This window comes from Streptomyces sp. NPDC093591, from assembly GCF_044764885.1.
Lineage (GTDB): Bacteria > Actinomycetota > Actinomycetes > Streptomycetales > Streptomycetaceae > Streptomyces.
Map to the genome: position 1 here is coordinate 222,187 of NZ_JBIWIY010000014.1, position 21,943 is coordinate 244,129.

Annotated in this window: 19 protein-coding genes, 1 tRNA gene and 1 pseudogene; 10 read left to right on the forward strand and 11 right to left on the reverse strand. The window is 71.1% G+C overall.

From position 1 onward, the window contains the following. Positions 1 to 64: 64 nt before the first annotated feature. Entirely contained in the window at positions 65 to 748 is a 684-nt protein-coding gene (locus ACIREI_RS28615) for a type 1 glutamine amidotransferase domain-containing protein (protein WP_403338572.1), read from the forward strand. Positions 749 to 772: 24 nt separating this feature from the next. Further along, positions 773 to 1,468 (forward strand): type 1 glutamine amidotransferase domain-containing protein, encoded by a 696-nt coding sequence (locus tag ACIREI_RS28620; protein WP_403338575.1) that lies wholly within the window; start codon positions 773 to 775, stop codon positions 1,466 to 1,468. A 262-nt stretch (positions 1,469 to 1,730) separates the two neighbouring features. On the opposite strand, the gene ACIREI_RS28625 is transcribed toward ACIREI_RS28620, so the two are convergent. From ACIREI_RS28625 to ACIREI_RS28640, 4 genes are all read right to left on the reverse strand, one after another. Beyond that, entirely contained in the window at positions 1,731 to 2,915 is a 1,185-nt protein-coding gene (locus ACIREI_RS28625; RefSeq protein WP_403338578.1) for a macrolide family glycosyltransferase, read from the reverse strand. 270 nt (positions 2,916 to 3,185) lie between these two features. Beyond that, positions 3,186 to 3,653: a DUF5990 family protein gene (locus ACIREI_RS28630; RefSeq protein ID WP_403338581.1), complete on the reverse strand. Its 468-nt coding sequence runs from the start codon at positions 3,651 to 3,653 to the stop codon at positions 3,186 to 3,188. A 154-nt stretch (positions 3,654 to 3,807) separates the two neighbouring features. Next, a complete protein-coding gene (locus tag ACIREI_RS28635; protein ID WP_403338584.1) occupies positions 3,808 to 7,110 on the reverse strand; it encodes a family 78 glycoside hydrolase catalytic domain in 3,303 nt (1,100 codons plus the stop codon). Positions 7,111 to 7,311: 201 nt separating this feature from the next. After that, positions 7,312 to 7,761, reverse strand: coding sequence for a DUF5707 domain-containing protein (locus ACIREI_RS28640; RefSeq protein ID WP_403338586.1), 450 nt, complete (start codon positions 7,759 to 7,761; stop codon positions 7,312 to 7,314). Between the two features lie 317 nt (positions 7,762 to 8,078). On the opposite strand from ACIREI_RS28640, the gene ACIREI_RS28645 reads away from it, so the two are divergent. Genes ACIREI_RS28645 through ACIREI_RS28655 form a run of 3 tightly spaced genes read left to right on the forward strand, consistent with a single transcriptional unit; the run spans position 8,079 to position 11,493 of the window. After that, positions 8,079 to 10,442 (forward strand): histidine kinase, encoded by a 2,364-nt coding sequence (locus ACIREI_RS28645; RefSeq protein ID WP_403338589.1) that lies wholly within the window; start codon positions 8,079 to 8,081, stop codon positions 10,440 to 10,442. Then, positions 10,439 to 11,119 carry a response regulator gene (locus tag ACIREI_RS28650; protein WP_403338591.1) on the forward strand — a complete coding sequence of 227 codons (681 nt, stop codon included), beginning with the start codon at positions 10,439 to 10,441 and terminating at the stop codon, positions 11,117 to 11,119. The genes ACIREI_RS28645 and ACIREI_RS28650 overlap by 4 nt, the downstream gene beginning before the upstream one ends. Positions 11,120 to 11,163: 44 nt before the next feature. Continuing rightward, entirely contained in the window at positions 11,164 to 11,493 is a 330-nt protein-coding gene (locus tag ACIREI_RS28655) for an SCO4225 family membrane protein (RefSeq protein WP_403338593.1), read from the forward strand. A gap of 43 nt (positions 11,494 to 11,536) precedes the next feature. On the opposite strand, the pseudogene ACIREI_RS28660 reads toward ACIREI_RS28655, so the two are convergent. Continuing rightward, positions 11,537 to 11,995: pseudogene (locus tag ACIREI_RS28660) on the reverse strand (hypothetical protein); the annotation flags it as partial. Between the two features lie 699 nt (positions 11,996 to 12,694). On the opposite strand from ACIREI_RS28660, the gene ACIREI_RS28665 reads away from it, so the two are divergent. After that, positions 12,695 to 12,790 (forward strand) — tRNA-Ser (locus ACIREI_RS28665). A gap of 743 nt (positions 12,791 to 13,533) precedes the next feature. On the opposite strand, the gene ACIREI_RS28670 is transcribed toward ACIREI_RS28665, so the two are convergent. Genes ACIREI_RS28670 through ACIREI_RS28680 form a run of 3 tightly spaced genes read right to left on the reverse strand, consistent with a single transcriptional unit; the run spans position 13,534 to position 15,929 of the window. Next, positions 13,534 to 14,052 (reverse strand): hypothetical protein, encoded by a 519-nt coding sequence (locus ACIREI_RS28670; protein WP_403338596.1) that lies wholly within the window; start codon positions 14,050 to 14,052, stop codon positions 13,534 to 13,536. A gap of 58 nt (positions 14,053 to 14,110) precedes the next feature. After that, entirely contained in the window at positions 14,111 to 14,530 is a 420-nt protein-coding gene (locus ACIREI_RS28675) for an ArsI/CadI family heavy metal resistance metalloenzyme (RefSeq protein WP_403338599.1), read from the reverse strand. Between the two features lie 28 nt (positions 14,531 to 14,558). Next, the gene (locus ACIREI_RS28680) at positions 14,559 to 15,929 is read right to left on the reverse strand and encodes an NAD(P)-binding domain-containing protein (RefSeq protein ID WP_403338602.1); all 1,371 of its coding nucleotides are present in this window, start codon (positions 15,927 to 15,929) and stop codon (positions 14,559 to 14,561) included. 152 nt (positions 15,930 to 16,081) lie between these two features. On the opposite strand from ACIREI_RS28680, the gene ACIREI_RS28685 reads away from it, so the two are divergent. Continuing rightward, on the forward strand, positions 16,082 to 16,459 hold the full coding sequence (locus ACIREI_RS28685) for an ArsR/SmtB family transcription factor (protein ID WP_403338605.1): 378 nt from the start codon (positions 16,082 to 16,084) through the stop codon (positions 16,457 to 16,459). A 224-nt stretch (positions 16,460 to 16,683) separates the two neighbouring features. Here ACIREI_RS28685 and ACIREI_RS28690 read toward each other — a convergent pair whose 3' ends face one another. The 3 genes from ACIREI_RS28690 to ACIREI_RS28700 are packed head-to-tail and all read right to left on the reverse strand — an operon-like array spanning position 16,684 to position 18,829. After that, entirely contained in the window at positions 16,684 to 17,748 is a 1,065-nt protein-coding gene (locus ACIREI_RS28690; RefSeq protein WP_403338607.1) for an ArsO family NAD(P)H-dependent flavin-containing monooxygenase, read from the reverse strand. After that, positions 17,745 to 18,524 (reverse strand): aquaporin, encoded by a 780-nt coding sequence (locus tag ACIREI_RS28695; protein ID WP_403338612.1) that lies wholly within the window; start codon positions 18,522 to 18,524, stop codon positions 17,745 to 17,747. The genes ACIREI_RS28690 and ACIREI_RS28695 overlap by 4 nt, the downstream gene beginning before the upstream one ends. Next, complete coding sequence (locus tag ACIREI_RS28700) at positions 18,521 to 18,829, reverse strand: ArsR/SmtB family transcription factor (protein WP_403338615.1); 309 nt, start codon at positions 18,827 to 18,829, stop codon at positions 18,521 to 18,523. The genes ACIREI_RS28695 and ACIREI_RS28700 overlap by 4 nt, the downstream gene beginning before the upstream one ends. A gap of 88 nt (positions 18,830 to 18,917) precedes the next feature. Between ACIREI_RS28700 and ACIREI_RS28705 the strand changes: the two genes are divergently transcribed. The 3 genes from ACIREI_RS28705 (at position 18,918) to ACIREI_RS28715 (ending at position 21,864) form a co-directional block, all read left to right on the forward strand. After that, positions 18,918 to 19,331, forward strand: a complete 414-nt coding sequence (locus ACIREI_RS28705) for an arsenate reductase ArsC (protein ID WP_403338618.1) — start codon at positions 18,918 to 18,920, stop codon at positions 19,329 to 19,331. Then, positions 19,328 to 20,347: a thioredoxin-disulfide reductase gene (gene trxB, locus ACIREI_RS28710; protein WP_403338621.1), complete on the forward strand. Its 1,020-nt coding sequence runs from the start codon at positions 19,328 to 19,330 to the stop codon at positions 20,345 to 20,347. The genes ACIREI_RS28705 and trxB overlap by 4 nt, the downstream gene beginning before the upstream one ends. Before the next feature lie 116 nt (positions 20,348 to 20,463). Next, complete coding sequence (locus ACIREI_RS28715; RefSeq protein WP_403338624.1) at positions 20,464 to 21,864, forward strand: M1 family metallopeptidase; 1,401 nt, start codon at positions 20,464 to 20,466, stop codon at positions 21,862 to 21,864. Positions 21,865 to 21,943 lie beyond the last annotated feature (79 nt).

Sequence of the window (21,943 nt, forward strand, 5' to 3'; positions counted from 1 at the left end):
TTCGAAAGCACGGGCCGCCCCGGGAGGCGAGGGAAAAGTGAGACAGAAGAAGATTCTTGCGGTCGTGACCAATCAAGCCACCTACGGGGCGAGCGAGCACCGGACCGGACTGTGGCTGGGCGAGCTCGTCCATTTCTACGACAAGGCCGTGAAGGCCGGTCACACGGTGGACGTGGTGAGCCCGGCGGGCGGCGAGGTGCCGCTCGACCCCCGTAGCCTCGGTCGCCTGTTCGTCGACCGGACGGTTCGCGGCTATCTCGACGACCCGGCCTTCATGGACGCCCTGAAAGCCACCCGTTCCGTCGCCGAGACAGATCCGGACGACTACTCCACGATCTTCTTCACGGGTGGTCACGGCACCATGTGGGACTTCCCCGACAGTGCCGGTCTGCAGCGGACGGCCCAGGCCATCTACGCCGACGGCGGCATCGTCTCCTCGGTGTGCCACGGCGCCTGCGCCCTCATCAACCTCAGCGACACCGACGGAAACCCCCTGGTAAGGAACCGCACCGTCACCGGCTTCGCGACGGTCGAGGAACGACTGGCCGGCGTGAAGAGCAGGGTGCCGTTCCTCCTGGAGGACGAACTGCGCGCGAAGGGCGCCAAGTACGTGCGCGCCACTGTCCCGATGACGCCGCACGCCGTGCGCGACGGCCGCCTGATCACAGGACAGAACCCGGTGTCCACCAAGGCCGTCAGCGACTTGATCCTCGCTGCCCTGGCCGGCACCGAACAACGACCCAGCTGACCCCGTTTTCTAGGAGACCGCACCATGTCGAAGATCCTTTTCGTGATGACCGGCGCCGACCACTGGACGCTCGCCGACGGCACCAAGCACCCGACCGGCTTCTGGGCCGAGGAGGCCGTGGCCCCGTACCAGGCGTTCACCGCCGCCGGACACGAGATCGTCGTCGCCACGCCGGGCGGCGTCGTGCCGCCCCTGGACCAGGGAAGCCTGGCGCCGCAGTTCAACGGCGGCGAGGAGGGCGCGCAGAAGATGGCGGACGCCCTGGCCTCGATCAGCGAGATCCAGCACCCCGTCAAGCTGGAGGACGTCGACCTGAACGACTACGCCGCCGTCTTCTACCCCGGCGGCCACGGCCCGATGGAGGACCTGGCCGTCGACGCCACCTCCGGCAAGCTCCTCGTCGACGCCCTCACCTCGGGCAAGCCGCTCGGCGTGGTCTGCCACGCCCCGGCCGCGCTGCTGGCCGCCACCGAGGCGGGCGGCGGCAACGCCTTCGCCGGCTACCGGCTCACCGGCTTCAGCAACACCGAGGAGATCCAGGGGGGCCTGGCGGCAGGCGCCAAGTGGCTGCTCCAGGACCGCCTGGTCGAGATCGGTGCGGACTACCAGGAGGGCGAGCCGTGGGCCCCGAACGTGGTCGTCGACCGCAACCTGGTCACCGGTCAGAACCCCGCCTCCGCCGGACCCGCCGCAGCCGAACTGCTCAAGAAGCTGGCCTGACCAGGGCTCACTGCCATGCGCGGTCGTCGACGGGCACCCGGCCGAGGAGCGCGCATGTCCTCGATGCCCTGCGCGCGGTCGGCGGCGGAACGCGCGCTGTGGGGCAGGTGGCGGCCCGGGCGCCCTGCGGGGCCCGGGCCGCGGCACGGTTCGTCCCGTGGACGACGGAAGCCTCCGGCGTACGGCCGGGCCCTCCCCTGGCCGCCGGAGCGGGCGTCGTAGCACTCACCCCGAAGCGCCTTGACGCACCTGCCCCGCGCTCTCAGCCCACCCGTTCCTCGACCAGCCGCTCTTCGATCAGATCCGCGGCCCGACGGGTGCCACCCTCGGCGCGCGCCTCGGACCACAGCCATGCCGAGCGCGTGGCGACCTGCGGATCACCGATGAGCTCCATCAGGGCGGTCCGCAACGCCTCCGCCGTGACGTCCGCGGTGTCGATCCGGCGGGCGACGCCCAGTTCGACGAGCCGGTCGGCGTGGAGGCACTGGTCGGGCCCGGTCGGTACCGCGATCATCGGCACACCGGCGTACAGGCCCCCAGCGCTGCTGCCCACACCGGTGTGCGTCACCCATACGTCCGCCTGCTCGAGGATCGTCAACGGCGTCCCCCACGGCCGCACTTCGAAGTTGCGAGGAACCCGCTCGGACACATCGCCGCCACCGCCCGTCTGCAGCACCACATGCCACCCCGGGAGATCCGCGAACGCCGCCACACACTGGCGGTAGACCTCTCGCGACCCGGGATACGCCGAGTCGGCCAGCGATACCAGCAGCACCTTCTGTGCACCGGCCGGCCGCTTCCAGCCGTCCTGCTCCTGGCCGCCGCCGAGGCACGGGCCGACAAACGTCACCGCCTCGGTGTCGACGCGGTCCGCGTGGGGCTGCATGGCGCGCGGGATCATGGCCAGCACGCGCGGCGGTCGGCCGGTGAACTCCTCCACGTCCGTGGTCATCGCACCGCACCGGACCAGCCAGTCGGCGAACCGCGCCCGGTATGCGAGTCCTCCGGGCAGTCGGGCGAATGCCGCGCCCATCTCCTCCTGGGCTCCCTCCCAGGCCACATGCGCCGCCGACAGCTGGACGAGGCCGCGGCCCTGCGCCTCGGCCAGCGCGCGGCCCGCGTACGCGCCGACATCGTAGAGATACAGGTCGGCGGGATCGTCGTCGTACGCGGCGTGCAGCTGTGGCAGTACGGCCATCGCCTCGTCGAGGAAGAGGGAGGCGGAGGCGATGGGATCCTGAGGCCAGTCGCCGTCGGCGACCGGAAGAGTGGACGTGACGCCGACCAGCTCGGCGCCGGTGGGGGCGATCAGCTCGGCGACGGGGGCTGCGGTGGCGTAGGTCACGCGATGACCGCGAGCCACCAGCTCACGGACGATCTCCAGGCTGGGCAGCACATGGCCCACCAGCGGCGTACCGACCATGGCGATATGAGCAGAACGGGGCATAACCGGACTTCCTTGGATAGAGGTCTACGGCAGGGAAACGCGGGGGAGCCCGGCGGGGAAACGCGGTACTCGTGCTGATGCCTGGTGCACCTCTCCGAAGGCGAGGCAAAGCCGCGGGCCCTTCGCCGCGTACCGAGCGAGGGCGACAGCGACGTCACCCACGCTCCCTTCTCCTTCGCGGCCTCGGTGTGACGCGTCGCGGCGTGTGGGGACGGAGACCACCGCGGTATCCGCGGTGGCGGGACGGGACGGGACGCGATGCCGGCCGAGTCAGTCGGCGCGTTCGGGCGTCCAGGTGATGTCGGGGGGCTGGACTCGTGCGCAACGGGGCCCGCCCTGTGCGTCGGTCAGGCCGAGGCGTCCGACCAGCAGCCCGTCGCGCGCGGCGGCGGCGAGTACGTCGGCGGGGATGACGTCCAGCATCAGCTTGGCGCGGCGGAACATCGTGAAGGTGCCCGACTCGTCGACCGTGCCCCAGGACAGGTAGATGAACCGTCGGCCCAGACGGTCCTGCACGTAGGGGCCTTTGACCTCGGTGCCGGCCGGCGAGGCGCTCGTGGTGCACTCCAGGGTCCAGGTCGCCGACGGCGCGTCACCGGGCTGCGGTGCGAGGAGTTCGCCTGGGCGGTCGCGGCGTTGTACGGCGACGTGGATGTTGCCGTACACAGGGACGTTGCCGTCGGCAGGAGCCGGGCAGGTGAGGCCGGGCAGGTCGACGGCGTCGATGCGGATGCGCATGCCGACCATCATCCCGCCATCGTCCGCGCAGAGGTCAGCCGACCTCGAACCGGGGCGGGCCCGGGCAGCGGCCTCCGTGCCGCCGCCCGGGCAAGCTCTGACATCGCCTGCGCGTCGTCGATCCTGCCTGTGCCTGCTGCCGCTGCCCGCCCGCTCACGCCAGGCCCGTGAAGGCCCACTCCCCGTGCCTGACACGGAAGACGGCGAACGCGGGAGTGCTGCGCAGGAACTCCGCGCCTCTGGGCGCGGTCACCCCGGCGCGCGCCCCTCCCGGCACCGGCACATGCACCTCGGCCGTCGAGCCCACCGGCACCCGCACCGACAGCCGCAACTCCCGTTCCAGCCGCGACCAGGACACGGCGGCCTCGCCGCGCACCGTACGGATCGACGTACGGGCCCAGTTCACTCCGGTACGGGCGTCGGGGCGCACCGAGAAGGTGCGGTAGCCGGCGTCGCCGGGGCGCAGCCCGGCCACGTTCTCGTACAGCCACTGGGCGACCGTGCCAAGGAAGTAGTGGTCGCGGGAGCGGGAGTCCAGCGGCCACATCTCCCACATGGTGTCGGCGCCGTTGGCGTGCCAGTACCCCCAGCTCGGATAGGTGCGCTGGGTCGCGACGGCGTGGGCCACGTCCGGGCGGCCGTAGTCGCACAGCACCCGCAGCAGGACGCTCGTGCCCAGGCAGCCGGTGTTGAGATGGTTGCCGCGTGCCTCGATGTCCGCCACCAGGCTGTCCAGCACGGAGGCGCGGGCGCCGGCCGGGACCAGGCCGAAGGCGAGCGGAATCGCGTTGGACGTCTGCCGGTACCCGGGGTCCTTCGCCGTGCGGTAGTGGCCCTCGGGGCTCAGGAACGCCTCGTTGAACGCGGTCCTCAGCTTCTCGGCCGCCTCCCGGTACCGCTTCACGGCCGCGCCCTCACCCAGCAGTTCGCCCAGTTCGGCGGTGTGCAGCAGCGCCCGGTGGAGGTACGCGCTCGCGGTCAGCCGGGTGTCCTCCGGCGGAATCTCGTAGCCGGGCGCCACCCAGTCGCCGAGCGCGGTGACCGCCAGTCCGTCCCGCAGCCGGGCCAACTCCCAGTCCAGATACCGGGTCAGCGTCGCCCAGTGCTCACGGGCGGCGCGCTCGTCCCCGTACACCCGGTACATCTCGCGGACGACGAAGGGGTGGACGGTCGTCCATTCGGGAGAGGGTGCCAGCTCCTGGTAGCCCCAGCCGCCGCTCGGCACGATCACCGGCAGCTGCCCCTCGCCGTTCTGGCTGTCCGCCAGATCGCCCAGCCACTTGGACAGGAAGCGGTGCACCCCGAAGGCGTACGTCATCACCGGCGTGCCGACCTGGGCGTCGCCGGTCCAGCCGTTCTTCTCGTACATGGGGGTGTCGGTCGGGATGCCGTGCAGGTTGTTGCGGACCGTGCGGCGCATGGCACCGTCCAGCCACTCGTAGAACGGCTCCGAGCAGCCGAAGGAACTGACCTCTTCGACCCGCGTGTGCACCAGCCGCCCCAGCACCTCCTCCGCGGACGGCCGCCCGGTCAGGCCGTGGACCTCCACGTAACGGAAGCCCTTGTACGAGAACTTCGGCTCCCAGACCTCGTCCTCGCCACCGCCCGCGCAGATGTACTCGTCGGTCTGGAAGCGGCCGGGGACATGGCCGGTCTCGGCCTGCACACTGCCGTCGGCCTTCAGTTTCTCGCCGTGGATCAGGCGTACGACGGCGCCCGCCTCGGCGCCGCGGACGGTGAGGCGGGTCCAGCCCGCCATGGTGCGGCCCATGTCCACCACGTACACCCCGGGGCGGAGCTCGGAGATCTCCGTCGGCCGTACGGTCTCGATGATCTCGATGGGCTCGTGCGACTGCGCCCTGAGCGTGCCACGGGGTGCCTGCTGCTCGCCCGCCGCCTGCCAGCCGCTGTCGTCGAAGCCGGGGCGGGTCCAGCCGCGCGGAGCCCTGCGTGCGTCGTACGTCTCGCCCGCGTAGAGGGAGTTGGACCGGGTCGGCCCCTCGGCGATCCGCCACTCGCCGTCCGAGGCGACGGTGGTGCGGGAGCCGTCCGGGTGGTCGATCTCCAGCTGGGCCAGCAGCCGGGGCTCGCCGTGCCACGGCGGGCGGTGCCAGTTCCAGACGTTGGGGGTGGTCATGCCGAAGAAGCCGCGGCCCAGGGTGACGCCGAGGGCGTTCTCGCCGCGCCGCAGCAGCGCCGTGACGTCGTGGACGGCGTACAGCACGGTCTTGTCGTAGTCCGTGAAGCCCGGGTCGAGTACCTGCTGGCCGACCCTGCGTCCGTTGATCTCGGCGTCGTAGTAGGCGAGTCCGCTGATGTAGAGGCGGGCCCGGGAGATTCGCCGCCGTACGGTGAAGGCACGGCGCAGGAGTGGCGCGGGCTGCTCCGGTACGGCGACGCTCACACCGTTGCCCCAGGGGCCCTGCCCGTACGGGGCGAGCACGGCGGCCTCGCCCCAGACCGAGTCGTCGAACTCCGGGTGCTGCCAGCCTTCTCGGGGCTCGGCCTCGAAGACGCGCCAGCCGGGGCCGGTGACCAGTTGGTGCGAGCCGCCGTCCTCCGTCACGACGACCAGCCGAATCAGCAGACCGCCGGGGTTCACCGAGGCGCCGGGGCGGTTGGTGGCACGGGCGGCGAGCACCACCGGGCGGCCGGCGGCGCGGGCCTCCTCGGTGACCTCGGTGACATCGAGCGCACGGCCGGTGCGCCAGCCGTCCTGCTGCTCCGGGGCGTGCAGCACCTGCCGGCCGTCCAGATGGAGGGTGAAGTCGTCGTCGGCGGTGGCCACCACAGTGGCCCGCCGCACCCGCGTGCCGTCCGGCAGGCGCAGCGCCGCCCGGAACCAGCGCGGCCCCGCGGGGGCGTCGGAGGACGTGGCGCCCGGCGACCAGATCCACGAGGCAGCGGCGAGGGAGGGCGGCTGCGCGGGAGCGCCCGCGCCGATCCAGCGGGCTCGCCACTCGGTGGCCGACAACGTTGTCTCCCACCAGCGGACCTCGCTCCAGCGGGAGGGCCGTCCGGCGCCGTCCCAGACCCGTACCCGCCAGTGGTAACGGGTACGGGGGCGCAGTGCGGGCCCACCGTAGGGGACGCCCACGCTGTGGTCGGACGCCACCTTCCCCGAGTCCCAGACCAGCTCGGCCGCCGTTCCGGTGCCGTTCGCCGGCCCGTCGGGGGCGAGGGCCACCTGGACCTGGTACGCGCTCTGCCGGGCGCCGCGCCCCGGCGCGGACAACTCCCAGCTGAGGCGGGGGCGTTCGACATCCGTACCGAGGAGCCGCTCGGCGTACTCGACGGTGGTGCGCTCGATCCGCAGTGCCCCGATGCGGGCGCCCTCCGGACCCGGCGCCGGTGTGCCGGCGGCCGCCTCGGGTCCGGCTGTGAACACGGAGAACCCGGCGCCCGCGCCTGCCGTCGTGCTTCTGAGGAAGAGTCTTCGGTTCCAGATCTGGCCCATGCGCGTTCCTCGCTCGCTGTGTCGCTCCCGACAACGGACCGTGCTTGAAACGATTCAGGATCACTCTTGCCGGGAAATGCTACGTACGCCGACTCACTCCAACAAGGTGTGCGGCAGCGGAGGTTCGGGTGGGCGGTGGGCGGTGGGCTGAGCGAGGCGGGAGTCCGGGCGCCGCGGAGGCGCCCGGCCGCGGTCGCGGGGTCAGTGTGTGACGGTGAACGTGGCGGCGCGGGGCACGAACGTCGTGTCCCCGTCCGTGGCCGTCGCCAGAGCCGAGAGGTACCAGGTGCCCTTGGCCAGTTGGGCCGCCTCCCGCTCCGTGACCTTGAGTGTGTAGGTGCAACGGCTGGTCTCGTCCGAGATGCGCCGGCACTTGGCGCCCTCCGCCGAGCCAAGCTCCGCCTCGGTCGGGTCGAGCTTCGAACTCGCGGGCCAGGCAAGGACCTTGAGGCCCCGGATGCCCGAGTCGTCACTCACGTCCACGGTGTAGGTGAGCGAGCCCGCGCTGCCTTCGGACGGAGCCGCGTAGCGGGCCGAGTCCTTCTTCAGGGTCGGTTCCGTGGAGGTGGACGCCAGGGCGAGGCCGCCGGCGGCCACTCCGGCGAGGGCGACGGCACCGATGAGCGAGGAGAGGAGAGTGCGCTTGGACATGGGAGATCCCCCTGAGTTCGTTGGAGATTGGAGAGTCGGATACGCGGAAACGCGTGGAAGAACCGCTGGCGGATGCGGTTTTGGAAGTGGTCGTAGTAGCGGTGGCCGACCGCGTTCTCGATGTGATCGAGCCTATGGCCGAGGATCCGGCACCGTCCTCGCGCTGCGGGACGATTGGCGCGTCGAACCGCAGGTAGAGCGTCTACAACCCAGGTAAGAGACCGGGATCCGCCTCCAGCCGGAGTCGGGCCGCTCACCTGCGGCCATAGCCTTGAGCCGTCATGAAGCCCGCCATGAAGCCCGTCATGAGATCCGTCATGAACCGAACCGACGACCGGCTTCTCCCGGTCCTGCTGATCTGCGCCCAGGCCGTGGTCTGGCCCGGGGCGGCGCTGGTGCGCGGGGCCGTCCCGCCAGGGTCCGCCCTCCTCGTGGCGGCCCTGGTCGCCGGAGTGGTGGCGGCGGCGCTCGCTCTTCGCCGTGTCCGCCCGGTGGCCACGCTCGTCGTGGTCGCCGCCGCCTGTGCGCTGGGCGCGGGGCCGCTGCCCGTCGGGGCGATGGCGGTACTCGGCACTGCGGGTGTCGCGGTGGCCCTGTTCACCGTGGCGACCGAACGCGACGCCTTCACCGCGGTGTTGTGCGTGGTGGCGCTCGCCGCCTGGCAGTTCCTGCAGGGCATCAGCCTGCACGGACTCAGCGACCGCGACGGACTCGACCTCGTCCTGACCGCGGTGCTGTACGCCGCAGTGTGCGGCACCGGCATGCTCGTACGGCGGTCCCGCCGCGCGCGGCGGGCGGCCGAACAGCGGATGAAGCGGGCCGAGGCCGAACGCCACCGACTCCCGGCTTTCGAACGGCGCCGTATGGAGAGGGAGTTGCACGACGTCAGCGCCCACCATCTGACGGCCGTGGTGGTCACGGCGGGAGCGGCCCTCGGGCTGCGCGAACGTCGTCCCGAACTGGCCGAGGAGGCCCTGCGGTTCGCGGTCGAGACCGGCCGCGAGGTCACCGGCGCGCTCGGCGCGGTACGGGCTCCGGCGCCCTCCCGCGAGGACCTGCCGTCACCGGAGCAGCGGCTGCTTGAACTGGTAGAGGCGTTCCGCCGACTGAACCAGCAGGTGGACTGCGAGATCGACCCCTTGCCGGACGGCGCCGTCGCGGACGCGGCGTACGGCATCGTGCGCGAGGCGCTGACCAACGTGGCACGGTACGCCCCCGGTGCGCATACGAGAGTGCGGGTCCGGTACGGCGACACCCGTACGGACGTCGTGGTCACCAGCGCGGCACCACCAGCCGGTGCGGCGGCGCACGGTGCGGGGCTCGGCGGGGGACGCGGTCAGGCCTTCCTGAGGTCGCGGGCACGGGAGGCGGGCGGCACCCTGACCACCGGGCCGACGGAGGAGGGCGGTTGGGAGGTGGCCGCGGTCCTGCCCGGCCGGACCGCGGCCTTGGCGGAGCGGTCCGTTCCGCGGAGCTACCGCCTGGCGCAGCTGACGGCCGCCGTCGGCCTGGTCGTACAGCCGCTGCTCCCGGCGCTGGTCATCCGGGCGCAGGACGCGTCGAGCGGGACGCGGGTATCGGCGGGCGTCTTCTTCGCCCTGCTGGCGGCCGCCCAAGCGGTCGCCCTGCTGTGGCTGCGGAGGGCACCCCGGACGGCATACGGTGCGCTGCTCGGCCTGGCCCTGCTGTGGCCGGTGGCGATGGCGGCGGGGGACTACGACGGCCCGGTCCTCCTCCCACCCGCACTGAGCCTGCTGGCCACCTGCGCGGCGCTGGGCACGGACCAACTCCGGCAGGCAATCGCGCCCCCCGAGGGGCGAGGGGTCGTACTGGGCCTTCGTGGCCGCGACCAGCCCTCACCAACCCGCGCCGGCATCGCCGTTCTCCCAGCGGAGTTCTCCGCCGTACTCGTGCACGCGGCGGCCGCCACCGCCGCGGTCCTGGACCGGGGCACCACGGTTCCCACCTGGGCGGTACCCGCGTCGGCCATACTCGCCGTATCCCTCGTGGTCGCCGTGGCCCGCTGGGCCGGAGCCCTGCGCGACCGGCGTGAACGAGCCGACCGCGGCGCCCGGGACGAGCGCCTCGCCACCTGGACCGAGGAAGCCGTCCGCGACGCCTGGGCCGAGCGTCGCCGCATCGCCACCGGCCTGGAAACCACCGTGCTGGCCCGCACCGCCGACATGGTCACCGAAGCGGAAGCCGGCCGGCTCGACGCGACAGCGGACCGCGCCCGCGAGGCCCTGGCCGCGATGCGCGCCCTGCTCGACACGGTCCGGGAGGGCGAGACAGCGCCCGAGCTGCGGCCGCAGCCCACCCTCCAGGCGCTCGACCTGCTCGCCCACCAACTCCGCGCCACCGGCCGCGACGTCGAGATACGGCTGACCGACCGCGTACCGGAACGACTGCCCACCGCCGTCGACCTGGCCGCCTACCACGCCGCCGAGACCGTGCTCGCGGCCGACGGTGACGAACCGGCGGTGCTCGAACTCGACGCGGACGACGATACGTTGACGCTCACCGCCACCGGGGTGCCCCGCGCCGCCGACCCGGCTGTACGGGAACGGCTGACCACGCGGGTCTCGGCACTCGGCGGCACCCTGACCACCGGCCCGCAGGGCACCGTCCGTCTCCGGCTGCCACTCGCCGTCGCGCCGGGCCACGAGGAGAGAGAACGATGAGCCTCAACGTGCTGGTCGTCGACGACCAGGGCATCGTACGAGCGGGATTCGCGGCCGTGATCGACGCCGAGGAGGACATGACGGTCGTCGGTGAGGCCGCCGACGGCGCCGCCGCGGTACGGCTCGCCGAGGAACTGTCCCCTGATGTGGTCGTCATGGACGTACGCATGCCCGAACTGGACGGCATCGCCGCCACCCGCATCATCACCGGCCGCCAGGACGCGCCCCGCGTTCTCGTCCTGACCACCTTCGACCTCGACGCGTACGTCTTCGACGCGCTGCGCGCCGGCGCCTCGGGCTTCCTCCTCAAGGACGTGCACCCCTCCGAACTGCTGCAGGGCATCCGGGTGGTGGCGGCCGGAGAGAGCGTGCTCGCCCCGTCCGCGACCCGCCGCCTCATCGGCCACTACGCGTCCGGACCGCGCGCCGCGCTCCCGGCCGGTCGCTCTCCGGACCTGGACAGCCTGACCGACAGCCAGCGGGGCGTCCTCACCCTGATCGCGGCCGGCCTCACCAACGCGGAGATCGCCGAGCAGCTCGGCATCACCGTGGGCACCGTGAAGTCGCACGTGAACGCGCTGCTCCGCAAACTCGGCCTGCGCGACCGCGTACAGGCGACGATCCTCGCGTACGACCTCGGCCTCGCCCGCCCGAACCCACCCGGCACCCACCTCTGACCACCGTGCTCTGACCACCGCGACGCAACCAAGGAGTCCATCCCGTGACCAGCGCCGATCATGATTCCGTCAAGTCCGACTTCCGCCGCGTACGCGACCACCTCGGCGTCGTCGGCCTCGTCTATCTCGCGGTCTGTCTCGTCCTGCTCGTGTGGGCGCTCATGACCACCGCGGGCGACAGCTCGGGCGAGTCCATGGCGGGCGTCATACCGCTCCTCGCCACCGCCCCCGCCAGCCTCGTGTACCTCGTGTTGCCGGAGAACACCGTGATGTTCATCAGCGCCGTCGCTTTCGGGGCAGAGGTCAACGCCGAGATCATCGGCTGGTGCACCCGCGCACTGCGCCGCGGCCGCCGCCCGGACCCGGCGTCCTGAACCCCGGCAGGCTACTGACCTGGGGTTTCTCTCTGGGGCGGGTGTATCGCTTGGTTGCCCTGACCAGTCGGCTGATGTCGTCACGGGTCCGTACCCTGGCATCGTCGAGTTCGGTTCTGCTGTCTGTCCTGGACAGCGTCGTTACCTCTGCGAGCACGTCCTCCGCCGCTTGGCTCAGGGTCTCGTCATCGGTGAGCATCTGCGTGCGGAAAAGTGCCTCTTGGGCGCTGGAACGCAGGTCGTAGGCGCGGATCCGCACCGTGTCGGGGTCCTCCGGTGGAGGCTGTTCGTGCTCGCAGAACCAGAGGTGAACCAGGCAGCGGCGGTAGTTGATCAATGCGCCGGCGTAGGCGGAGAAGGCATCGAGCCGTTCCTGCCGCAGCTTCTCCTGGCTGGTGAACCGGTGGCTTCTGTCGGCGGTGCGCTGCTGGAACGCCAGGGTGATCCCCGAACCAAGCAACGTTCCCAGGACGGCTATGCCACTGGCGATGATGGTCTCCACATCCCAAGCTGATCACGCATCGCCGCCCTAGGTAGGCCGTAACCCAATCCGATGCCGACACGCTTTCCAACTGTGTCGGTGGGGCCTTGGAGGGGGTGCCGGGGCCTCACCTGGGTTCGTGGGCGGCTGGCCTCTTGGAGACGGCTGGCGTCCGGTCCTGTCTGAACGGCCGTGAGCGGGGCTGAATGAGACGGAAACTGAGACGGTAGCGCTGGGTCGGCTGCTTCACTCACGGCGCCGGGGCTGTCCCTGGCGTGGCGGAGGATGGTGCTCATGTGCGCTCTTTTCGACCCCCCTGAGCCTCGCCGCGTCTCGCCGGGCGAGTACCCAGTGTGGGACCAGGCTCTCGCCCTTCTGAACCGGGACCTGGCGGTGACGCTTCCCCAGCTGGAACCTCTGCAACTGCTGGCTCTTCCGTCCTACGACGCGGATGAGCCGGAGAACGTCTACGTCGCCATGGCCAACGGCGAGTGGCACGGCAATTACCTGGACCCGAACTCGCAGGACAGCCTTGCCTCTGCGCTGGCGAGCGTTGCCGATGCCGCACAGGAGACTGTCATGGAGCTTTTGTGGCAGGCGTGGCCCCTGTGCCCCGAGCATGGCCTGGGCATGCATCCAATGGAGGATGCACAGGAGCGACTGTTCTGGTGGTGCGCAGGAGAACGGTTGCGTCGCGGTCCGGCTCACATCCACGCGGCCGTGGGTGCACTCGACGCTTTGGGAACGTCGATCCGTCCACGGTCTTGAAAACCGTCGTGGCGCGAGTCACCGTGGGTTCAAATCCCACACCCACCGCGTGGTGAGCAGTGAGAGCGGCCCCTGACCAGGCAGAACGGTCAGGGGCCGTCGTGCTGCGTGCTGTCCGTGAGTGACTGTCGTTCCCCGGTGTTCCCCGCTTGATCGGGCACGGCCGGGGCACGCGTAGGCGTTACTGCGCCGAAGTCAGGTTGTCCCCGGATGACGAGGATCGAACTCGCACTCTCAGCTTGGGAAGCGACGGCGCCTGCGCGGCGGCTCCACACCTCTGACCTGCATGGATATGGCAAGAGCCTGGCCTCGAAGAAGCGCGAGGCGTGGTGTTGAGGTATCCGCAGGAGGTGGCCCCACCCCCAGTCTCCGCCAAGGAGGCGCAGCTCCACGCCCAGCGCGGCGCCGACGCGGACCATGCGCGGGTCCGGCGGCCGCTCAGCTGTGCAGCCCCTGCAGCATCACCTCCAAGCAGCGGCGGCCGGACTCCAGGCGCGTCTGCCGGTCATCGGCAGGATGTTGGCGGCAAAGGCGATCCCGCGCATGGTGGCCACGGACGTCACCGGCCTGGTCATCCCCGGAGCCGGCCACTTCCTGCCCGAAGAGGCGCCGGAGGAACTCGGCAAGGCAGTGCTGGACTTCCTGCGCTGACCCGGCGACCTGGTCCTATACGACGAGAGGCCGCCGGAACTTGGCGGCCACACGCCGAGTGAAGGCGATCCTGCGCTTTGCAGCGGTAGCCGCGGCGGCCCCGTCGTCGGCAGTGGGGTGGAAACCCGGTTTGGTGAGGGTCAGCGCCGCGCTGCCCCCTTGGCAGCGATCTCGAATCCGGAGGATTCATCCCACGGAACCGCCCTCCACAGGGCCACCACAGCAGCCCAAATGCGGTGCACCAGAGCCCAGTCGGGGTTGTCCCCACTGAGCGTGACCGTGGCCAGCAGGTCGCATCCCCAGATGCCCCGCTCGTCATTGGGCGATGCGGCGATCACGGACTCAGCGATCTCGGCTACGCCCACGTGTACTTCCAGTGTCAACAAGTCCGCGACTGGGCTCTCGCTGTCACTGCTACAAGTACCGAGCCTGAACGAGGCCACGGAACCTTCGAACGGCCCCGACCACTCGCCCCACACACCGTCGCCGCTCTCCAGCAGGTGGTCCAGCAGGCGATCAAGCGCCTCGTCGCTTCTCTCTTCTCCAGAGCGGCAGAAGAAGCTGAGTCGGTAGGCCACGATTCCCCCGTCGTCCGCGCGTGATCGGAAGCTGTTCCGCTTCGCCATCATGCACGCCGCGCCCGCGACCGCCCCGGCCACAGCGGTTCCTTCCCCATCTGGGCCGCGGTGACATCGCGGCCCCAAGGGGCCAGGCCCGTCAGCGAGGCGCGGCGCAGCAGGTGCTGCCCTGCTCCTTGGCCAGGGTGTCGGCATCGGCCTTGACGACGTACACCTCCCAGGGTTCCTGGCCGGGGCCGTGTACCCAGACCTTGTCCTGGAGGGCGTAGCAACAGGTGGTGTCGTTCTCCACATCGGTGGCCATGCCGGCCTCGTCGAGGCGGGCGGTGGCGGCGTGGACGGCTTCGGTCGTCTCGACCTCGACGCCGAGATGGTCCATGCGGGTCGCCTCACCCGCGCTGCCTTCGATGAGGACGAGCTTGAGCGGGGGCTCGGCGATGGCGAAGTTGGCGTAGCCGTCACGGAGTTTGGCGGGCTCGGTACCGAAGAGCTTCGTGTAGAACGCGACGGATTCGGCGAGGTCGGGGACGCGGAGAGCGAGCTGGACGCGGGACGTCATGGCGAACCTCCTGGGATGAGTGGGGAGTTCAGCAGCCGCCGGATGCGGTGGCCGGGGCGCCGATGCCGATCTCGAGGGTGGTGGGGGCGGCGCAGCAGCCGCCGGACTGCTCGGCGTTCTCCGGCTCGTCGAACAGGCCCGCGCCGCCGCAGACCCCGGTCTCCGGCAGGGTGAGTTCGACGCGCTCGGCGGCCTCCTGGTCGCCGGCGATCGCCGCCGCGATGGAGCGGACCTGCTCGTAGCCGGTCATCGCGAGGAACGTGGGGGCGCGGCCGTACGACTTCATGCCGACCAGGTAGATGCCCTGTTCCGGGTGCGAGAGCTCGTTCACGCCGTGGGGGTAGACCGTGCCGCAGGAGTGGACGTTCGGGTCGATGAGCGGGGCGAGGGCGGTCGGGGCCTGGAGGCGTTCGTCCAGGCCGAGGCGCAGCTCGGAGAGGAACGACAGGTCGGGGCGGAAGCCGGTCAGGACGATGACCTCGTCGACCGGGTCGAGGCGGCGGCCGTCCTCGGTGACGAGGACGAGCCGGTCGCCGTCGCGCTCCACAGCCTGTGTACGGAATCCCGTGACCGCGCTCGCGTGGCCGGCCTCGACGGCGGCCTTGGCGCGCAGCCCGAGGGCGCCGCGAGCGGGGAGCTGGTCGGCCTCGCCGCCGCCGTAGGTGTTGGCGCTGATGCCTCGGCGCAGGGTCCACACCGCGTGCGTGCCCGTCTCCTCCTCGGCCAGGTCGGCGAGATGGGCGAGCGCGGTGAAGGCGGAGGCGCCGGAGCCGACGACCGCGGTGCGCCTGCCCGCGTAGCGGGCGCGGACGGCCGGGTCGTTGAGGTCGGGGACGCGGTAGGAGATACGGTCGGCGGCTGCCTTCTCGCCGAGGGCGGGCAGGCCGTTGGCACCCGTCGGGCTGGGCGTGGACCAGGTGCCGGAGGCGTCGATGACCGCGCGGGCGGTGATCCGCTCCTCGCGGCCGTCCGCGGTCTCGATGTGCACGGTGAAGGGCTGCTCGTCGCGGCCGGAGTCGACGATGCGGTCCCGGCCGGCGCGGGCCACGCCGGTCACGGTCGCGCCGTAGCGGACCTTGTCGCCGAGTACGTCGGCGAGCGGCTGGAGGTACCGCTCGGCCCAGTCGCCGCCGGTGGGGTAGGCGGCGTCGTCGGGGCGCGTCCAGCCCGTGGGGGCCAGGAGCTTCTCGGCGGCCGGGTCGGTGACCTCGGCCCAGGGGGAGAACAGCCGGACGTGCGCCCAGTCGCGGACCGCGGTGCCGGCGGATGGTCCGGCCTCCAGCACCAGCGGTTCGATGTCCCGCTCGATGAGGTGGGCGGCGGAGGCCAGGCCGATCGGGCCGGCTCCGATGACGACAACGGGCAGCTGGTCGGTGGTGGGCACGCTTTCGATGGACACGGCCACGAGGACTCCCCTTTGATTCGATGTTCATCGATGGCTTGTATGGCCAGCATGGCACTTGATTTGATGAACGTCAACATAGACATGTGTCGAATCTGAACCTCGCCTCCCCTCTCCCTTGCTTGTTCGACATGTGTCAACATAGATGCATGTCGAATATGGGAGCGCTGCCGTTGCTGGAACCCGAAGTCGCCGAGGCCGTGGCGCCGTGCTGCCCTCCGCTCACCGAACGACCGCTGACGGCCGAGGAGGCCGAGCGGACGGCGCGGATGTTCAAGGCGCTGGGTGACCCGGTCCGCCTGCGCCTGTTCTCGCTGGTCGCCTCGCACGAGGGTGGCGAGGCGTGCGTGTGCGACATCTCCGACGTCGGCGTTTCCCAGCCGACCGTCTCCCACCACCTGAAGAAGCTCAAGGAGGCCGGGTTGCTCACCTCCGAGCGGCGCGGCACCTGGGTGTACTACCGGGTGGAGCCGTCGGTTGTGGCCGCGATGGGACAGATGCTGATGGCAGCCGCCCCTACGGCCTGACGGCCACCGAGCGCACGTTCCACAGCTTGCCGAACTCCGTGGCTTCCTCGCCGGCGCGTCCGTCGGCGTGCCGGGCCCGTGGATGCGGATGACGGCGGTGTCCGCGTCCTTGGACGCAACACGCGGCAGCTGACGCCCTGCCCCTTGTCTGCACCGGCTGCCGCCGCGGCGGCTTGCCTCGGCGTTCGCGCAGGTTCGCGAAGTGATGAGCGTCGCCCGTCGCGTCAGCCGTCGACGGCCAGGAGTCGGCCGATCTCCCGGGCGGCGTCGCGGGCCGCACGGCCGACGCCGATCAGCGTCGCGGAGGCCGGGCCGGTCCAGTCGCCGTAGCCCAGCAAGTGCAGGCGCGGTTCGGCCAGAGCGCGGGTGCCGGCCATGGGGATACGGCCGCGCCGGTGCCGCAGCCCGAGCGGTGAGAGGTGGGCCAGGGCCGGACGGAAGCCCGTGCACCAGATGATCACGTCAGCCTCGGCCCGGGTGCCGTCGGCCCATTCGACGCCGTCGGGGACGAGACGCGAGAACATCGGGCTCGCCTTCAGAAGGCCGCGGTCGCGGACCTCGCGTACGGGCGGTACGGCGACGATGTCCCCCAGCGAGGCGACACCGCCCGTGTCCGTGCGTCCTGCGTCCAAGGCGCGGCGGCGTGCGGTAGCCACGTCGAACAGGGCGCGCCCGTCGATGTCATCGGCCAGGAAGCGCGGCGGACGCTGCGTCGCCCAGGTCAGTTCCGTGTCGTACGCCAGGTCGGCGGCGAGCTGAGCGCCGGAGTTGCCTCCGCCCACCACGATCACGCGCCGGCCTGCGAAGTCGCGCGGGCTGCGGTACTGAACCGTGTGCATCTGGCGGCCCCCGAAGGCCCCTTGGCCGGGGACGGCGGGGAGGAAGGGCCGCCACCAGGTGCCGGTCGAGCTGATCACCGAGCGGGCGTGCCAGGTGCCGGAGTCGGTTTCCACGCGCAGGAGTCGGCCGTCCCGGTGGACGCCGAGGACGCGTACGGGGCGCTCGACGGGCAGCTCGTACCGCTTCTCGTAGTCGGCGAGGTACTGCACCACGTGCTGCGCCTCGGGGTAGGTCTCGCCGGCCTGCGGTGGCATGAGGCGGCCGGGCAGTGAGGAGTACGCGGCGGGGGAGAACAGGCGCAGCGACTCCCAGGCGTGCTGCCAGGCGCCGCCCGGTGTGGACTGGGCATCGAGGACGACGAAGTCGAGGCCCAGACGGCGCAGGTGGTAGCCGGCGGCGAGTCCGGACTGGCCGCCGCCGATCACCACCACCTGTGTCGTGTGGCTCATTCGGCCGATCGTCCGGGCATGAAGATGAGGGCCACCAGCGCCAGTCCGACGACGGCGCCGATGAGTTGCATGCCGATGAACCCGGGGAGCGAGCCGGGTGCGATGCCCGCGAAGGTGTCGGTGAAGGCGCGGCCGATGGTCACCGCCGGATTGGCGAAGGACGTGGACGAGGTGAACCAGTAGGCGGCGCCGATGTAGGAGGCGACGGCGACGGGGGCGAACTGCAGCCGGTCGGCACGGGCCAGGCCGAAGATCAGCAGGATCAGGCCCGCGGTGGCGACGACCTCACCGAGCAGCAGGTGACCGGCCGAGCGGTCGTGCGTGGACCACTTCACGAGCGGCTCGCCGAACATCGCGTCGGCCAGGATCGCGCCCGCGATCGCGCCGGTGATCTGGGCCGGGACGTAGACCGCGACCTCGCGGGCCGTGACGCCGGCACCGCCGCGCCGCGCCGTCCACCACTCGGCCAGCGTGACGACCGGGTTGAAGTGCGCGCCGGAGACCGGGCCGAGCAGAAGGATCAGGATGCCGAGACCGAAGACGGTGGCCGTGGAGTTGGCCAGCAGCTGCAGGCCGACGTCCTCGGTCAGTTCGGTGGCCTGGATGCCGGAGCCGACCACGACCGCCACCAGCAGGGCGGTGCCTATGAGTTCGGCGGAGGCCCGGGAGACCAGGGGAGTACGCGGTGGGGTGGCGCCCGGCGCGGGCTCGACGGACTCGGGTGCGGGAGCGGTCGGCGCGGACTCCGTGGCCGGGGCGGCTTCGGCGGGGGTCATGGGCAGGCCCTCTTGTTCTCTGCGGCGGCACGAGCGGCCTCGGCCAGGTCGGCGAACTGACCGGCGAGCTGGGCGATGACGTCCGGGCGCAGCTTGTAGTAGGTGTACCGGCCGCACGGCTCCGTCTCGACGACCCCGGCCTCGCGCAGCACTCTCAGGTGGTTGGAGAGGTTGGTCTGCCGGGCACCGGTCTCCTCGACCAGGTGGCTGGTGCACAGCGTCTCTTTGGCGAGCAGGGTCACGATCCGAAGCCTGAGCGGGTCGGCCAGAACCCGGATCAGATCAGTGTCGACTGACGTCATCATGGACTGATACTGTCACATCAGCGGTGACTGACACCACCGGGTGCTGATGTGTCGTGCCCGTTCTGTTGCGAGACAAGAGAGACCTCTGATGTCCGACAAGCCTTCCGTGCTGTTCGTCTGCGTCCACAACGCCGGCCGTTCACAGATGGCCGCCGCGTGGCTGACCCACCTGGCCGGCGACCGCGTCGAGGTCCGCTCCGCCGGGTCCAACCCGGGCGAGAACGTCAACCCGGCCGCCGTCGAGGCCATGGCCGAGGTCGGCATCGACATCTCCGCCGAGGTCCCGAAGATGCTCACCGTCGACGCGGTCAAGGAGTCGGACGTCTGCATCACCATGGGCTGCGGCGACACCTGCCCGGTCTTCCCGGGCAAGCGCTACCTGGACTGGCAGCTGGAGGACCCGGCGGGCCAGGGTGTCGAGGCCGTCCGCCCGATCCGGGACGAGATCAGGGTGCTGGTCGAGGGCCTGATCAAGGAGATCGCGCCGGAGCCCCAGGCGTGAGCACGAGCACTGGCACGGGTACGGCTACGGGTGCGGGCACGGGGACGGAAATACGCGACGTCATCGTCATCGGCTCCGGCCCCGCCGGTTACACCGCCGCCCTCTACACCGCCCGCGCCTCCCTGAAGCCGCTCGTCTTCGAGGGCGCGGTCACGGCGGGCGGCGCCCTGGTGCAGACGACCGAGGTGGAGAACTTCCCCGGCTTCCGCGACGGCATCATGGGCCCGGAGTTGATGGACAACATGCGGGCCCAGGCCGAGCGTTTCGGCGCCGAACTGGTCCCGGACGATGTCATCGAGGTCGACCTCACCGGAACGGTCAAGACCGTCACCGACAGTGCGGGTACGGTCCACCGGGGCAGGGCCGTCATCGTGGCGACCGGCTCGCAGCACCGCAAGCTCAACCTCCCGGGCGAGGACGCACTCTCCGGCCGGGGCGTGTCGTACTGCGCCACCTGCGACGGCTTCTTCTTCCGCGAGCACGACATCGTGGTGGTCGGCGGCGGCGACACGGCGATGGAGGAGGCCACCTTCCTCTCCCGCTTCGCCAAGTCCGTGACGATCGTCCACCGCCGCGACACCCTGCGGGCCTCCAAGACCATGCAGGACCGCGCCTTCGCCGACCCGAAGATCTCCTTCGCCTGGAACCGCGAGGTCGCGGAGATCCACGAGGAGGGCGGCAAGCTCGCCGGGCTCACCCTGCGCGACACCGTCAACGGCGAGACCTCGCGCATCTCCGCCACCGGACTCTTCGTCGCCATCGGCCACGACCCGCGTACCGACCTGGTCACCGGCCAACTGGAGTTGGACGGCGAGGGCTACCTGAAGGTCGCGGCCCCCTCCACGCGCACGAACATCCCGGGTGTCTTCGGCGCGGGCGACGTGGTCGACCACACCTACCGCCAGGCGATCACCGCGGCCGGCTCCGGCTGTGCGGCGGCCCTGGACGCCGAGCGGTACCTCGCCGCCCTTGGCGACGCCGACCCCGCAGGCGAACCGGCCGTGGTCGCCGTCTGAGGTCCGGAGGAAGCGAACTCGCGCTCCCAGCTTGGGAAGCGGCGGCGCTTGCACGGCCTGCAGCCGGAGTGCCGGCAACCGCCGATTGTCGGACCGGTGTGGCAGGATCCGCTGCCATGTCGTCATTACGCGCACCCGTGTGGTGGTCAAGTGCCGCTCGTCGTCTGCTCGTTGTCCCGCTCGCCTTGCTGGTGGCGGCGGGCGCCACGGGTGCCGGTGCCGTGACGGAACCGGCGCCCAAGGCTGAGGCCGAGGCCGCAACGCCCGATCGGCTTCGCTACGACGTGTCCCTGCGCGGCGACGCCGACGGCTCCCACTGGACCGGCCGGCAGCGGGTGTCGTTCCGCAATGCCTCCGACCGGCCCCTGCGTGAGGTGTACGTACGTCTGTGGGGCAACGGCGTCGACAAGTGCGGCACGCCGGGCAAGCCGCCCCCGGTCAGGATGTCCAAGGTGCGCGGTGGCAGTGCGGGCCGCCTCACCGTGAACTGCACCGCGGTGCGCATCACCCTGCCGAAGCCGCTCGCGCGCGGCGAGCGGACGGCCGTCTCCTTCGACGTGTCCATCACTGTGCCCCAGCGCAACGACCGCTTCGGTCGCGAGGGCGCGTTCCGCTTCCTGGGCAATGCGTTGCCGGTGCTCGCCGTGCACGATGCGAAGGGATGGCACCTCGATCCCTATGTGTCGACCGGCGAGAGCTTCTACGCCTTGGCGAGCGACTTCCGTGTCCGTATCGACCACCCGTCGGCCCTCAAGGTCCCCGCGACGGGCCGCACTTGGACCAGCCACGGCAAGCCCGGGCGCACGGTCACGCACAGCCTCGCGCAGCGGGTGCGGGACTTCGCGTGGGCGGCGGGACCGTTCCGCACGGCGACGGAGACCTCGCCCGGTGGTGTGCGCGTGAAGTCGTACTGGGCGCCGAACACGCCCGCGGCGGGTGTACGCCTCAACCGCAAGGACGGCGTCGCCGCGGTGGACCGGTTCGGCAAGGAGTTCGGCCGCTATCCCTACGGCGAGATCGACTTCGTGATGACCAAGGACTTCGGCGGCGGTATGGAGTACCCCGGCCTGGTCATCCTCGGCACCACCGAAGAGGGCGGCGCCGTCGTCCACGAGGTGGCCCACCAGTGGTGGTACGGCATCGTGGGCAACGACGAATACGGCGCACCCTGGCTGGACGAGAGCTTCGCCCAATACGCCAACGCACGCTTCTACGGCTGGGACACAAGCGACTGCTGGTCCGACGCCGACTGGCCGAGCGAGCAGACCGCGCTCACCAACTCGATGGCCTACTGGAGCAAGCACCCAGGCGAATACCACCTCATCTACACGGCCGGCCCCTGCGCCCTGGCCCGCCTGGAGCGCACCATCGGAGCCGACACGATGGCGCGGCTCCTCAAGCGGTACGTCCGCGACCACTGGTACGGCGTCTCCACCACCGCCGACTTCAAGAAGGCCGCACAGTCCGTGACGGACACCGACCTGGACCCCTTCTGGACGAAGCACCGCATCCGGTGAAGCCACTGGATGCCGTCCAGGCGGCATACGGGGTAGGGCAAGCCCGTATGACCAGGCGGCCGGCGGGGATACGACCAGG